Consider the following 15,407-nt stretch of genomic DNA (forward strand, 5'->3'; position numbering starts at 1 on the left):
GCATAGCAGGTGAAATCTTAAAGAAAGTCCCCCTCTTTTCTAAAGAGGGGAATCTAGATTCAAACCGTATTCCTTAATGACTTGATTTAACGTTTCAAAAACCTTTGGCAACACGTTTTGTATTGTTTCCGTCAAACCAATTCCAGATTCTAGCGATTCTGGTTGGATGCCGATGAGGCAAAGGTGTTTTGGGAATTCATCCGTTAATTTCATTGCAGAAAGTACATCACAAATGCCGAGTTGATGTGGTGAAATTTTGCGAGAGAAAAAGGTAGGCACCTGCTCATCATGTAACACGATAATTTCACCTGGTTGTTTGTTAGCAAGCACGGCATCGACAATAATCAAATGCTCGCGATTTGCCATCGCATCCAGTAATTCCATGCCACAAGTACCACCATCGATGATGTCAAAGTGCGGTTGAATTTCAGGACGTTTTTCAAGCTCCTGCACAACGCGTACACCGACACCTTCATCACTTAACAAAATATTGCCGACGCCTAGAATTAACGGCTTCATTACAACACCTTCACTTCAGTCACTTCACCATTTTCGGTATTAACTACGTGCACGGCACAAGACATACAAGGGTCGAAAGAGTGAATGGTTCTGACCACTTCCAATGGTTTAGTTGGATCTGCCACCGGTGTACCAATAATGGAAAGTTCATAAGGACCCATTTGGTCTTGTTCGTTACGTGGACCTGCATTCCATGTAGATGGTACAACGGCTTGATAGTTTTCAATGCGACCGTCTTTGATCACCACCCAGTGAGAAAGCATACCGCGCGGTACCTCACCGAAACCAACACCACGGAATTCACCGTTTGCTGGAATATCCGTTTTAATATAAGCCGTCATATCACCTTTAGCGATATTATCAATGAGCATTTGCCATTGAGCACTTAAAATATCGTTGATCGCACAGCAATGCACGGTACGGCCGATAATACGTCCAAGGGTAGAATGTAATTGATCGGTGGTTAGAGTATTACCGGTTAATTTTTCATAAATGCCTTTTAATTCGTTGAAATGGGTAACGGTTGGTTTGTCATTCGCTGCCAAGCCGCAAATTAAATAGGCGAGAGGACCTACCTCAACGATTTTTCCGTAGAAGGTTGGGGCTTTTACCCAAGAATATTTACCGTCATCCTGCCATCCAGTGTATTTAGGACGAGTTAAACCAGCCCACGGTTCTAATGGTTCATCATCTTCGTACCAAGCGTGTTTACCGCTCTCTTTGATTCCTTTTACAACGAACTCATCTTTTTGTTGGTCGATAGGACGGAAAGTGGATAAATCGCCGTTTTCGATATAACCACCTTTTAACATGAATTTAGAGTTATCTGCATCAATTGGGTATTCTGGTACAGATAAGTAGTTGCCAGATGTTTTGCCTAAGCTTAACCATTCAGGATAGTAAGCCGCAAATACTGCTGCATCTACTTTATACACTTGGTTAATGAAGTCAGTTAAGCGATCGATACAAGCTTTCACGAACATGAGACGTTCTTGGTTTAGTACCGCTTGGGAATCTAAGTTAATTGGGTTTGCTACACCACCAATCGCCAAGTTTTGAATGTGTGGTGTTTTACTACCGAGTAATGCGACTACACGGTTAGCATCACGTTGACATTCAAGGGCTTGCAAATAGTGCGCGACGGCAATGAGGTTGACTTCTGGTGGAAGTTTCATTGCAGCGTGACCGAAGTAACCGTTAGCGAAAATACCAAGTTGTCCACTATCCACTAATGCTTGAATTTTTTTCTGTACATTGCGGAATTCGTTAGCACTGTTTAATGACCATGTAGAGACACCTTTTAGCATATCTGCTGCTTTTTCAGGATCAGCTTGTAGCGCAGCGGTGATATCCACCCAGTCCATCGCAGAGAGTTGATAGAAGTGCACGATATGGTCATGGATACTATGTGCAGCAAGAATCATGTTACGAATGTACTGTGCATTGACGGGAACTTTTGCACCAATAGCATCTTCTACGGCACGTACGCTGATAATCGCGTGTACTGTGGTACATACGCCACAGATACGTTGCATAATCATCCATGCATCACGTGGGTCGGCACCTTTTACGATATTTTCCATACCACGCCACATGGTTCCTGAGGACCAAGCATTGGTGACGACACCATTTTCAATTTCGCAATCAATACGTAAATGACCCTCAATACGGGTAATTGGGTCAATTGAGATACGTTTTTTTTCTGACATTATTCTGCTCCGCTAACTTTTTTGCTGAATGCCGCTTTTTCGACAATAATTTTTTCTGAGTCTTCGGTATGTTTTTCTTTAAATACCGGCAATACAGGGAATAAACGAATGATTAAAATATAGGCACATACTTCAATAGAAACGAAGCCAATTGAAATAAGCAATTCTTCCGCTGATGGGAAATATTGATAACCATTGCCCGGGTTATACATGATAAGCGAGTAGTTCATACGCCATAATGCTGCACCGAGTAACATGCTTAATGCCGAAATAAATAACCAACGGGAATCTGATTTTTTCTCCCCAAGGAAGAGGGTTAGTAATGGTAATACCATCAACCAGACTTCCATCCAGAACATCCATGCTTCAAATTGAGTTAATTTATCGAAACCTACAACCATTTGCAGTTTGTCGTGATAAATCAACTCACCAAAACGCACCGCTAAGAAACAGAAAATTAATCCTGCGGTAACGCGTGCAAGTTGAGTGAATAAATGACGTTCATCTGGCGTTTTTCCTGCAAGACCCGCTTTAACTAAGGAGCCTTCAAAGATCACGATAGAGAAGCCCATAATGAATGCAGTCAGTAAGGAGAGTATCGGTAAAACTTCATAGCTTTGCCATACTGGATGTACTTTATGACCAGCCACAATCATCAAGGAACCCATTGAAGATTGGTGCATCATTGGTAACAAGGCACCCAAGGCAATAATGAAAAACATGATTTTATTCAGTTTATTAAACCATTTTTTCAAGCCGAAGAAACCAAGCCATACAGGGGCAAATTCTAGGGTCACCACGATAATATACACCGTCATACAAAATGCCGTTTCAAATAGAACGGAATTCGTGTTGAACTGACCTGGAATGTAGAAATATGGCAAATGCCAATAACGTCCCATATCAATGGTGATAGATAAACCACCAAGGGAATAGCCGAATAAACTTGCAAGCAATGCTGGGCGAACAAGAGCGTGATATTTCCCTTTATTGAAAATATACACTGTCCAAGCGAGTGCCCAACCGCCACAGGCAAATCCTGTACCAACAAGTAAGTCAAAGGCAATCCATAAACCCCAAGGATAACCGCCGTTAAGTGCGGTTACAGAACCGATACCAAACACTAAACGTTTTAAAATCAATAAAACGCAAAGCACGGCAAGTGGTGCAAAAAAGAGAATTGCGGTAGAAACAAGGCGACCGCCCACTGGACGTGGATTACTCATGATGCTCATCCTCCGCTTCTTCCATTTCCTTGCGTGCCTGACGCATAGCTTCTTTTTGTGCTGCAATACGCTCAGCAATTTTATCGCCGTGCATATTTTTGTAAGTCATAAAGGTTAGACCCGCAAGTGCCACTAACGGTAAGGCTAAACCGCGATACAAGAAGTGTTGTAAATGCGCGGCACGAGAACCCGTTGCAACTTCATCTAAGTCTGGTAAACCAAGATTAGCAAAAGGTACACCACTTAAGGCGAGCACCTGTGTACCACCACCTTCTTTTTCACCGTAGATGTGATATTGATATGCCGGTACGGTAGCACGGTATTTATCTGTACTATTGACGTGTTGACGTGGGTAATCATATTCAGTACCACGTAATAAGCTTAAACGACGTTTAGCTTCAGCCAATAATTCTTCACGTGTACCAAAAATAATGGCACCAGTTGGGCAAACATGACAACAACCAGGTAATTCGCCTTTATCTAAGCGTTCAACACCTTTTTGGTTACAGAGTTCACATTTGCTGATTTCACCGAATGGATTGTCATAGTCGTATTTTGGCACATCAAAAGGACAGCCGACCATGCAATAACGGCAACCAGTACAGATATCGGGATCATATTTTACGATACCGGTTTTTGGATCTTTGGTAAGGGCTTGAACCGGGCAAACCGCAACACAGTTAGGATCAACGCAATGCATACATTGTTTTTTCACGTAAGCATAGCCGTTTTCTGTTTTATCTTTATTTGTGCCGTCACCATCACTCCATACTTGAATCACGTTACGAGTAAATGGAGTGAGTTTGTCGTTATTTGACCAAGTTTGATCACCTTTTGGATTCACAGGTGTGTGGTTTACGTTTTGACATTCAGCTACACATGCTTGACAACCTACGCAAAGGGTAGAGTCGTAAAGCATTCCTAGTGCGCCAGGAATGGGCTCAACCGTTTCCGTTGCCTGCACACTCGACACAGGCAAGGAGGAAGCGATTCCGCCAAGCATACCAGCTTTTAGAAATTTTCGTCTATCCATCTTATTTACCTGTATGTTGTTCTTTCTCTGCGGCTTTAGCTTCGGAACGGGCTTTATGTTGAGCGCTTAATTCGCGTAAGGTCACAACACTCACGCCTGCTAGGATTGCAGCTGCACCACCTAATAAGCCAATGGCGGTCATGGTTGCACCTGAACCTTCGGTATTATTCACATCTGGTTTTTCAACACGCGGTGTTGGGTTTTCTACGCCCGCTAATTGGAAAATACCTTTGGTAAAGCCCACACCTTTTTCGTTACAACCATAGCAAGGGTGCCCGATACCAACCGGCCAGTTATTACCGCCGACATCACAGAATTCTAAAGTAGAACAGTTACCGTAAGTTTCTGGTCCTTTACAACCGAGATGATACAGACACCAACCGTTGCGGTGACCATAATCGCCGTATTCTTTAGCAAAGCGACCGGCATCAAAGTGCGGGCGACGATAGCAGTTTTCATGAATTAAGCGATCGTAAGCGAATAATGGACGATTTAATTTGTCCATTGCGGGTAGTTTCTTATAAGTAAGAATATAAGCGACAGTTGCAAGGAAGTTGTGTGGATTTGGTGGACAACCTGGAATATTAATCACCGGAGTGCCTTTTGGTAATACTTCAGATAAGCTGCTTGCGCCAGTTGGGTTACCACCGCTGGAAGGTACGCCACCCCATGCTGCACAAGAACCGATCGCAATAATTGCGGCAGCCCCTTTAGCGGCTTCTTGGATGTGTTCTACAATCGGTTTACCTGCTACCATACAATAGACGCCGCCGTCTTTCACCGGAATAGATCCATCTACGACTAAAACATATTTTCCATAATACTGTTTAATTGCATTGTGTTTGTTATCTTCAGCTTGTTCCCCAAAGGCTGCAGAAAGCGTTTCGTGGTATTCTAAGGAAATCATTTCCAATACCAAGTTTTCGACTGTTGGGTGGGTCGCGCGTAGCAAGGATTCAGTACAACCCGTACATTCTTGCGCACCGATCCATAATACTGGTGGACGTTTAGGTTCGGTTAAAGCAGCGGTCATTTCTGCACCCGCTTTTGAACTTAACCCCATGGTCGCCGCAAGTGCGGTACATAATTTCATAAAATCCCGACGGGAAACTTCTGCTAAAGCAGAAAATAATCCATCACTTCGTTGCATATGATCACTCCAAATTGGCACGTTACTTGTATGGTTAATCTAGCTATGATATGCCTTGATGGAGGAACTTTATTTGATCAGAATCAAAAACACCCTTATTTTCCTTACAAAATAAGAGGGTAAGTGATTGTTTTTATTTAATTATTGAGAATGATTGTTATTTGTTGTGGCTTTCTTCACTTGAAGCATATGTTATTGCACGTTATATTTTTCAATCAAAAGAAATGCTTTTGTTACCCTAAAAGAGAAATAACCCGGTGTGAAGATATGCTTTATCGTTTATATTCAAACTTTGGATTAAAAAATCTTTTTAAACATTGACCACAATTAATCTTGTTGAAGTGAGAAAAATGGGCAACAAAGATTATTCGATTTTGCCCATTTTTATAGATTAGTTATTAGCTATTTGTGCTTTTTTACGCTCTAAACGTAATACACCTAAATGTGTCATATAGCAGCAGAAAATACAGCCAGCTACAGCGAATAGTAGTAGATAGAAACCAGCGTCCCAACCGAATTTATCAGCTAAAATACCAAATAATGCAGTACCAGAGAAACTACCTAAGATATAACTTAATAAACCACGTAAGCCTGTTGCAGAACCTGCTGCAAAAGAAGGAACTAGCTCGATAGTTTGAAGTGAAGATAAGAACATTGGCACATAAATTAAGCATCCAATAATACCTGCCCCGATGGTGACGGTTAATAAGTCACTACCGCCCCAGTAAACAAACATTGCTGCGCCCACACCGAATAAGGTGATGATAGCAAGTGGCATACGGCGACCTTTGAAATAAGTATCAGTTAACCAACCTGCTAATAGCGTAGAAGGAATTGCTGCCCATTCAAAGATAGCAAATGCTGTCCCCATTTGAGCTTTAGTGAAACCTTTAGTTTCTAACAAATAAAGTGGTAGCCAGGTTAATACACCAAAACGGATCATATAAGTGAATACGTCGATAAAAGAAACAAACCACACATTAATGTCTTTCATAATGTAATCACGGAAGATTTCCCATGTGGTTAAGTTGACGTTTTCTTCTTTTGTGACAACTAATTCTTCATTTTCACTTTCAAGAATTTTTCCAACTGGTGGTAAGCCTTCATTGTAAGTACGACCCGCACCAAAGATGTAGAAAATAATCGCAACAATAGTAGCAATTGCTACAGGTACAACAAAGTGTGCGGCTTGCCAATGCTCTTGACCCAACCAAGCGATACTTGCACCCGCAATTGGGGCGACTAAACCACCACCTACGTTGTGAGAGATATTGAATATAGCGGTTGTTACACCACGAGATTTACGTGGGAACCAGCTTGCTAGTACGATGTACGCTGGACCAGCACCCATCCCTTGGAAGATACCATTAAGTACACAAAGGAATAAGAATGCCCAAAATGATGCACTGAAGCCCATCATTAAGTTTACTGCTGCCGACATCATTAAGCCGAAAATCATAAAGTGTTTCGGATTTGATTTATCTGCGATTGCAGACATGAAACCTTTACTTAAACCATAAACAATTAACATGGTACCGGAAATAAAACCGATATCTTTTTTGGTGAAACCAAAATCGCTAATTAATTCAGGAGAAGAAAGAAGGAAGTTATTACGTAAAATATAGAATGCTGCATAACCGATAAAGATGCCAAATAATGCATGCCATCTTAAGCGATTATAACGCTCTCTAATTTCAGTATCAGGAACAGGTGTACCTGGATTAGACTTTAGGAATGAAATCATGTGATAATCCTTTAATTTTTAGTACAACAAAACTCATTTCTATACAAAAAATGAGGTAGCGTCGTAATATAAGGAGAAAAATCGAGATGTCAAATAAAAAAATAACACAAACTTTGACCGCACTTTTATTTCGCAAAATAGTCAGTTTTTTGCTATAATTCCGCACAATTTTCATTACAAAATAGAGAAAAACTATGTCAGAAACACCTGTTACGGAAAATGCTTATGGTGCATCAAGTATTAAAGTCTTAAAAGGGCTTGATGCGGTTCGGAAACGTCCGGGCATGTATATTGGGGATACTGATGATGGAACAGGTTTACACCATATGGTGTTTGAGGTGGTGGATAATGCGATCGATGAAGCCCTTGCGGGTCATTGTTCCGATATTATCGTGACCATTCATGATGATAATTCTGTTTCCGTACAAGATGACGGCCGTGGTATTCCGGTAGATATCCATCCAGAAGAAGGTGTTTCTGCAGCAGAAGTCATCATGACAGTACTTCACGCGGGCGGTAAATTTGATGATAACTCCTATAAAGTATCAGGTGGTTTACACGGCGTGGGTGTTTCGGTGGTAAATGCACTTTCTGATAAATTGCAATTAACCATTCGTCGTCAAGGTCACGTGTATGAGCAATTCTATCACTTAGGCGAGCCTCAAGCGCCTTTAACTGTTATTGGTGAAACGCAAGTAACAGGTACAACGGTGCGTTTCTGGCCAAGTCCAGAAATCTTTGCAATTACAACTTTCGATTACAAAATTTTAGCAAAACGCTTACGTGAGCTTTCATTTTTAAATTCTGGTGTATCCATTCGTTTAATTGATAAACGGGATGGCACGGAAGATCACTTCCATTATGAAGGTGGTATTCAAGCGTTCGTTGAATATTTAAATAAAAATAAAAACCCAATTCACCCAAAACCATTCTATTTTTCAGCTGAAAAAGACGGCATTGGGGTGGAAGTTGCATTGCAATGGAATGATGGCGTAAACGAAAACGTTTATTGCTTTACCAATAACATTCCACAACGTGATGGTGGTACTCACTTAGCCGGTTTCCGTGGTGCATTAACCCGTAGCTTAAATAACTATATGGAAAGCGAAGGGTTACTGAAAAAAGAGAAAGTGAGCACTTCAGGTGACGATGCGCGTGAAGGTTTGGTGGCGATTATTTCGGTGAAAGTGCCCGATCCTAAATTCTCTTCACAAACAAAAGACAAATTAGTGTCTTCTGAAGTGAAAAGTGCGGTTGAATCTGCTATGAATGAGCGTATGCAGGAATATTTATTAGAAAATCCAGCCGATGCGAAAATCATTGTAAATCAAATCATTACGGCTGCACGTGCACGTGAAGCAGCACGTAAAGCGCGTGAAATGACTCGTCGTAAAGGTGCATTAGATATTGCAGGCCTTCCGGGTAAATTAGCGGACTGCCAAGAAAAAGATCCCGCACTGTCAGAACTTTACCTCGTGGAGGGGGATTCTGCAGGCGGTTCTGCAAAATCGGGTCGTGATCGTAAAACCCAAGCAATTTTACCGTTAAAAGGAAAGATTCTTAACGTTGAAAAAGCACGTTTTGACAAAATGCTTTCTTCTCAAGAAGTGGGTACATTAATTACAGCGCTTGGCTGTGGTATTGGCCGCGATGAATATAACCCGGATAAATTACGTTACCACCACATCATTATCATGACCGATGCGGACGTGGACGGTTCACACATTCGTACTTTATTGTTGACCTTCTTCTATCGTCAAATGCCGGAATTAATTGAGCGTGGTTACGTGTATATTGCTCAGCCGCCACTTTATAAAGTGAAAAAAGGTAAACAAGAGCGTTATATTAAAGATAACGACGAAATGGTGCAATATGAGTTAATGCTTGCGTTAGATGGTGCTGCGTTACATATTAGTGCTAATGCGCCGGCAATGAATGATTTAGTGTTTGAGAAATTAGTAGGCGAATATAACAATGTTCAGAAATTAATTACTCGTTTAAGTCGTTACTATCCTGAGCCATTGTTACAAGGATTGGTTTACCAACCACAATTAACCATTGATTTAATGCGTAATGAAAGTGCGGTCGAAAATTGGGCGAATGCTTTTGTTGCATACTTAACTGAAAAAGAAACAGAAGCGCATTTATATTCAGCAAGAACCCAATTTAACAGCGAACGCCAAGTATATGAAGCCGTTATTACTGTTCGTAAACATGGTATTGATACTGATTACTTCATCAACTTTGATTTTGTGACGGGCAATGAATTTGCGAAGATTACCGTATTCGGTCAGCAAGTGAATGGCTTACTAGAAGAGGGAGCCTACGTCACTCGTGGTGAAAAAACTCAGCCCGTTCAATCATTTGAACAAGCTGTTGAATGGTTGATGAAAGAATCTCGTCGTGGCTTAGAAATCCAACGCTATAAAGGGTTAGGTGAAATGAATGCTGAGCAACTTTGGGAAACCACTATGGATCCAAATGCTCGTCGTATGTTAAAAGTATCAATTAAAGATGCTGTTGCCGCAGACCAACTCTTCACCACATTAATGGGGGATGAAGTTGAGCCTCGTCGTGAATTCATTGAAATGAATGCGTTGCGAGCAAACTTAGACGTTTAGTCTAATATTCAAAAATATCACTAAAGATAACCGCACTTAGGGAAATCAAGTGCGGTATTTTTTTACTTAAGATATAAATAAAAATAATTTTCAATTAGATCTGTTATTTGTTTATATTCTTGACTATAATTTTCATGATTTTTATCGCTTAAAGGCAATGATACGAAATAGACTTGTTTTTAGTTGTTAGATTGATAGCAAAGTACGCATAGTAATGTGCGTACTTCTTTTTTGTTTTTAGGAGCAATCATTATGATGATAGATAAACGTCTAATTAACACGGTGGCCGACAGTAAAAAATGGATTGGCATCACGGTGTTATGGAACTGGGTGGCGTTAATTGGTGGGATTATTAGTGCCGTCGTGTTTTCTTATATTTTACAGGCCGCTTATTTTAAAGAGTTGACGATGCCAAGTGCGGTGGGTTTAGGTGTGATTTTAATTGCGGCATTGGCATTACGTGCTTTTGCGGGTAAAAAATCAGTGCAGGCTTCTTATTTTGCCAGTACAAAAGTGAAACATGAGTTGCGTAGCCTCATTTATCGAAAATTGGCTTTGATGCCACTAAACCAAGTGAATCAACAATCTACGTCAAATATCATTCAAGTGGCTTCAGAAGGCGTAGAACAACTTGAAATCTATTTCGGACGTTATTTGCCTCAGCTTTTTTATAGCTTGCTTGCACCGCTCACACTCTTCGCTTTTCTGATCTTTTTCAGCTTTAAAACAGCCGTGATTTTGCTGATTTGCGTGCCGCTGATTCCAGTGTCTATTATTGCAGTGAATAAAATTGCGAAAAAACTCTTGGCAAAATATTGGTCCATTTATGTGGGATTAGGCAGCAGCTTTTTAGATAACCTACAAGGTTTAATCACGCTAAAAATCTATCAAGATGATGCTTATAAAGCAAAAGCAATGGATGAAGAAGCGGAACATTTCCGCAAAATCACTATGAAAGTACTGACCATGCAGCTTAATTCCGTATCACTGATGGATTTACTTGCTTACGGTGGTGCGGCAATCGGGATTTTAACGGCTTTGTTGCAATTCCAAGCGGACCAATTAACCGTATTAGGTGTCATTTTATTTATTTTACTTTCTTCTGAATTCTTTATTCCACTTCGTTTATTGGGTTCATTCTTCCATGTGGCGATGAATGGTAAAGCCGCATCAGACAAGATTTTCACATTGTTAGATACGCCCGTAGAAACTCAAACACAAGCGGTCGATTTTGCAGCGAAAAATGCTATTCAGGTGGATATTCAAAATCTGCATTTTGCTTATAGCGAAGAAAAACCAGCGATTACAGGTTTAGATTTAAGTATCTTACCAAATCAGCTTACAGTATTTGTGGGTAAAAGTGGTTGTGGTAAATCTACCTTGGTTTCATTGCTAATGGGCTTTAATAAAGCGCAACAAGGCAAAATTCTATTCAACGGCCAAGAAATTCAATCTATTGATCGCCATTCGTTTTATGAAAAGGTTTCTTTGGTGAGCCATAGCAGTTATGTGTTTAAAGGTACGCTACGTGAAAACATGAAGATGGCGAAAATTGATGCTACAGATGAGCAAATTTATGCGTGTTTAGAGCAAGTCAATCTGGCGCAATTCGTTCGAGATAATGGCGGATTAGATATGCAATTATTAAGCCGTGGCGCAAATTTATCTGGCGGTCAGATTCAACGTTTAGCCTTAGCGCGTGCTTTACTACACAATGCCGAGCTTTATATTTTTGATGAAGCGACCAGTAATATTGATGTGGAAAGCGAAGAAATTATTTTGCAGTTCATTCAGCAATTTAAACAACAAAAAACGATTGTGATGATTTCTCACCGCTTGGCGAATGCGGTAAATGCGGACTGTATTAACGTACTTGACCAAGGCAAATTGATTGAGCAAGGCGCACACGAAACCTTAATGGCAAAACAAGGTGCGTATGCTGAAATGTTCCAACAACAAAAAGATTTAGAACAAATTAGAGAGGTGGCAAATGCGTAAAAATGGTTTTGTTGTAATGGGGCATTTGTTGAAATTAGTAACTCCACTTGCACATATTATGGCGTTTACCATTACTATGGGTACGCTCGGTTTCCTAGCTGCCATCTTTATTATGGTGCTGGGTGCGATGGGGTTAGTGAATCTTCTTAACTTTGACACCCATTTAACTTTCTCTGGAATTTTGACCGCACTTATCGTATTGGCGGTGGCTCGTGGCGCATTGCGTTATTTAGAGCAAATGTCCGGGCACTATATTGCTTTTAAATTATTGGCATTATTGCGCGATAAAGTGTTTTCTTCTTTACGCCGTTTGGCTTTTGTGAAGTTGCAAGATAAACAGGCAGGGCAATTAGTGTCATTAGTCACCAATGATATTGAATTACTTGAAGTGTTCTATGCACACACCATTGCACCAATTATGATTGCGTTCTTTACCTCTGCGATTTTATTGTTGGTCTTTGCGCATCTTTCAGGTTGGTTTGTGCTTGTAGCATTGGCTGCGTATTTAACAGTAGGCGTGATTCTACCGATTATCACCACCAAATTGGCACGTGAAGATGGCAGACGTTATCGTGAATTAGTGGGCGAAATGAATGACTTCTTCCTCGACAGCGTGCGTGGTATGAAAGAAATTCAACTTTTCGGTTATGCGAAACAACGGTTAGATGAAATCCAACAACGCAGCCAAAAAATTGATACAGCTTTTGAGCGCATCAAAGACCAAGAAGCGAAAGTCCGTATTTATACTGAAGTGGCGGTATCCGTTTTCAACATTATTATGCTGTTTACTGGCTTAATTTTATTTAGTTTAGATAAGATTGATTTTTCTGCCTTTTTAATTGGCGTGATTTTATTGATGTCGAGCTATGGCCCCGTTATTGCGTTAAGTAACCTTTCAAGCAACTTGTTACAAACCTTGGCTTCAGGTGAGCGTGTATTGAGCTTGCTAGCAGAAGAACCCGAATTAAAAGATGTAGAAAGTGCGGTCGATTTGAAAGAGGTTTCTCGCATTGATGTTGAGAATGTAAGTTTTGCCTATGGTGAAGAACAAATTTTATCGGATGTTAGCTTGTCTGTGAAAAAGGGTGAAATTTTAGGTATTCACGGCAGAAGCGGCAGTGGTAAAAGTACCCTGTTAAAACTGCTGATGCGTTTTTACGATCCTAAATCAGGTAGCATTAAAATTAATGGCGAAAGCTTACCGAATATCAACACCCGTAGTTTGCGTGACAATATGGCATACATTACTCAGCAAACCTATATTTTTAACGAAACCATCGAGGAAAATATTCGCCTTGCGCACCGTGATGCAACGTTAGAAGAAATTATGGAAGCGGCGAAGAAAGCGTCAATTCATGATTTCATTTTAAGCTTGCCTGAAGGGTATCAAACGAAAATGACGGAATTGGGCGGCAATCTCTCTGATGGTGAAAAACAACGTATCGGTATTGCCCGTGCCTTCTTACACAATGCGCCGATTATTTTGCTTGATGAACCGACTAGCAACTTAGATAGCTTAAATGAAGCGATGATTTTAAAATCGTTGCTGAATGTGAAAGCAGAAAAATTGATTATTCTCGTGAGTCATCGCCAATCGACTATGGCTATTTGTGATCAGGTGATTGGTATTGAGAATGGAAGGATGTCGTAAGGTAGTGAGAAAAAGAGCGGTCAATTTGATCTGACCGCTTTTTTTTATTTTCTTAATTTCACTAACTCAACTTCGTGATTTTCACCTTTTCTAAGAATGAGATTGGCTCGCTCACGAGTCGGCAGAATGTTTTGTTTTAAATTCAATCCATTAATGTTATCCCAAATTTTGCTAGCCGTTTCAATGGCCTCTTGCTCAGAGAGATTAGCGTAATGTTTAAAATAGGAGTCAGGATTTGTAAAAGCACTTTGGCGGAATTTTAAGAATCGTTTGATATACCATTCTTTAAGAAGTTTTTCGTCTGCATCCACATAGATAGAAAAATCTACAAAATCAGATACGAAGGTTTGATTGGCTTTGTTTGAACCTGTTTGGAGAACGTTTAATCCTTCTAAAATTAAAATATCGGGTTGATCGACAATATTGAACTTATTAGGAACAATATCGTAAGTCAGATGAGAATAAATGGGCGATTTTACAGATGGCTTGCCTGATTTGATATCAGCTAGAAATTGAATTAACTTGGCCGTATCATAAGAAATCGGGAATCCTTTCTTTTGTAAGAGATTCTTTTTTTTCAGTTTTTCCAGTGGCAAGAGAAAACCATCGGTAGTAATGAGATCTACTTTCCGCTCAAAGGGCCAATAGGTGAGCAGTGATTGTAAAATGCGTGCTGAAGTGCTTTTCCCGACCGCAACGCTTCCTGCAATACTAATGATATAGGGCACTTTAGGGCGTTGTCCGTCAAGAAATCGATTTAAAACCGTTTGGCGGCGAAGGTTTTCATCAATATAGTAGTTGATGAGACGTGCAAGCGGTAGATAGATAGTACTTACTTCATCAAGAGAAAGCTCTTCATTAAAGCCTAAAAGTGGCTTTAGATCTTGCTCCGTTAATTTTAGCGGAACAGATTTTCTTAATTCAGCCCATTGTTGACGGCTAAAGTTTAAAAAAGGTATAAATTGTTCAGTAATATTCACGGTGTTTTATGTATAGACAGAAAAACTGGACAAAATATACCCTATAAATGAAGAATGATCATTGATTTTTATTAAAATTGATAAGTTTTGTATTCTGGTAATATATTTTTGCTTGTAAATTAGACGAATAATCAAAAAAAACTTTTTTTTTTTAAAAAAAGCTTGTCAGAAGTAAAAATTTCCATATAATACGCCTCACTTGCTTACGACATGCCGACTTAGCTCAGTAGGTAGAGCAACTGACTTGTAATCAGTAGGTCACCAGTTCGATTCCGGTAGTCGGCACCATCCTTTAGTAAACAAGTATTCATTTAGCGTGGAGGGGTTCCCGAGCGGCCAAAGGGGGCAGACTGTAAATCTGTTGGCTCAGCCTTCGAAGGTTCGAATCCTTCTCCCTCCACCATTTTCTAAATGAATTCTGATGGGACAGATGAATTTAGGACTGCGGGCATCGTATAATGGCTATTACCTTAGCCTTCCAAGCTAATGATGCGGGTTCGATTCCCGCTGCCCGCTCCAAACGCTGATATAGCTCAGTTGGTAGAGCGCACCCTTGGTAAGGGTGAGGTCGGCGGTTCAAATCCGCCTATCAGCACCACCTTCCAAATTCCTCTTTCCTTTATTAAATAGTAATGATTTTATTGGTTAATGTGGTTTAATTTACCCATCGATAACCGTGTCTATTTAGAGGGACTCTTTAAATGTCTAAAGAAAAATTTGAACGTACAAAACCGCACGTAAACGTGGGTACAATCGGCCACGTTGACCACGGTAAA

10 protein-coding genes, 4 tRNA genes and 1 pseudogene are annotated in these 15,407 nt (G+C 40.3%); 8 read left to right on the forward strand and 7 right to left on the reverse strand.

Annotated features, from left to right (window positions below; translation table 11 throughout):
• Nucleotides 1–39: 39 nt before the first annotated feature.
• From ACXVWB_RS09230 to ACXVWB_RS09255, 6 genes are all read right to left on the reverse strand, one after another.
• Entirely contained in the window at nt 40–519 is a 480-nt protein-coding gene (locus ACXVWB_RS09230; RefSeq protein ID WP_070775115.1) for a HyaD/HybD family hydrogenase maturation endopeptidase, read from the reverse strand.
• On the reverse strand, nt 519–2,228 hold the full coding sequence (hybC, locus tag ACXVWB_RS09235; RefSeq protein WP_289902388.1) for a hydrogenase 2 large subunit: 1,710 nt from the start codon (nt 2,226–2,228) through the stop codon (nt 519–521). Before hybC ends, ACXVWB_RS09230 begins: the two co-directional genes overlap by 1 nt.
• Entirely contained in the window at nt 2,228–3,454 is a 1,227-nt protein-coding gene (gene hybB, locus ACXVWB_RS09240; protein ID WP_128787940.1) for a Ni/Fe-hydrogenase cytochrome b subunit, read from the reverse strand. Before hybB ends, hybC begins: the two co-directional genes overlap by 1 nt.
• The gene (gene hybA / locus ACXVWB_RS09245) at nt 3,447–4,487 is read right to left on the reverse strand and encodes a hydrogenase 2 operon protein HybA (RefSeq protein WP_128787941.1); all 1,041 of its coding nucleotides are present in this window, start codon (nt 4,485–4,487) and stop codon (nt 3,447–3,449) included. The genes hybB and hybA overlap by 8 nt, the downstream gene beginning before the upstream one ends.
• Nucleotide 4,488: 1 nt before the next feature.
• The gene (hybO, locus tag ACXVWB_RS09250; protein WP_005697985.1) at nt 4,489–5,637 is read right to left on the reverse strand and encodes a hydrogenase 2 small subunit; all 1,149 of its coding nucleotides are present in this window, start codon (nt 5,635–5,637) and stop codon (nt 4,489–4,491) included.
• A gap of 391 nt (nt 5,638–6,028) precedes the next feature.
• Complete coding sequence (locus ACXVWB_RS09255) at nt 6,029–7,381, reverse strand: MFS transporter (protein WP_289902389.1); 1,353 nt, start codon at nt 7,379–7,381, stop codon at nt 6,029–6,031.
• 194 nt (nt 7,382–7,575) lie between these two features.
• Here ACXVWB_RS09255 and gyrB point away from each other — a divergent pair, with 194 nt between their 5' ends.
• The 3 genes from gyrB (at nt 7,576) to cydC (ending at nt 13,651) form a co-directional block, all read left to right on the forward strand.
• Nucleotides 7,576–10,002 carry a DNA topoisomerase (ATP-hydrolyzing) subunit B gene (gyrB, locus tag ACXVWB_RS09260; protein ID WP_049375211.1) on the forward strand — a complete coding sequence of 809 codons (2,427 nt, stop codon included), beginning with the start codon at nt 7,576–7,578 and terminating at the stop codon, nt 10,000–10,002.
• A gap of 252 nt (nt 10,003–10,254) precedes the next feature.
• Nucleotides 10,255–12,000, forward strand: a complete 1,746-nt coding sequence (locus ACXVWB_RS09265; RefSeq protein ID WP_128787944.1) for an ABC transporter ATP-binding protein/permease — start codon at nt 10,255–10,257, stop codon at nt 11,998–12,000.
• Complete coding sequence (cydC, locus tag ACXVWB_RS09270; protein WP_289902390.1) at nt 11,993–13,651, forward strand: thiol reductant ABC exporter subunit CydC; 1,659 nt, start codon at nt 11,993–11,995, stop codon at nt 13,649–13,651. Before ACXVWB_RS09265 ends, cydC begins: the two co-directional genes overlap by 8 nt.
• 44 nt (nt 13,652–13,695) lie before the next feature.
• Here the strand turns inward: cydC and coaA are convergent, their stop codons facing one another.
• Nucleotides 13,696–14,631 carry a type I pantothenate kinase gene (gene coaA, locus ACXVWB_RS09275; protein ID WP_128787946.1) on the reverse strand — a complete coding sequence of 312 codons (936 nt, stop codon included), beginning with the start codon at nt 14,629–14,631 and terminating at the stop codon, nt 13,696–13,698.
• A gap of 212 nt (nt 14,632–14,843) precedes the next feature.
• On the opposite strand from coaA, the gene ACXVWB_RS09280 reads away from it, so the two are divergent.
• The 5 genes and pseudogenes from ACXVWB_RS09280 to ACXVWB_RS09300 form a co-directional block, all read left to right on the forward strand.
• Nucleotides 14,844–14,919: transfer RNA gene (locus ACXVWB_RS09280), tRNA-Thr, on the forward strand.
• Nucleotides 14,920–14,949: 30 nt separating this feature from the next.
• Nucleotides 14,950–15,034, forward strand: a tRNA-Tyr gene (locus ACXVWB_RS09285).
• A gap of 41 nt (nt 15,035–15,075) precedes the next feature.
• Nucleotides 15,076–15,150 (forward strand) — tRNA-Gly (locus ACXVWB_RS09290).
• Nucleotides 15,151–15,153: 3 nt separating this feature from the next.
• A tRNA-Thr gene (locus ACXVWB_RS09295) sits at nt 15,154–15,229 on the forward strand.
• 103 nt (nt 15,230–15,332) lie between these two features.
• A pseudogene (locus tag ACXVWB_RS09300) lies at nt 15,333–15,407 on the forward strand (GTP-binding protein); the annotation flags it as partial.

Source organism: Haemophilus sp. SZY H53, assembly GCF_054332375.1.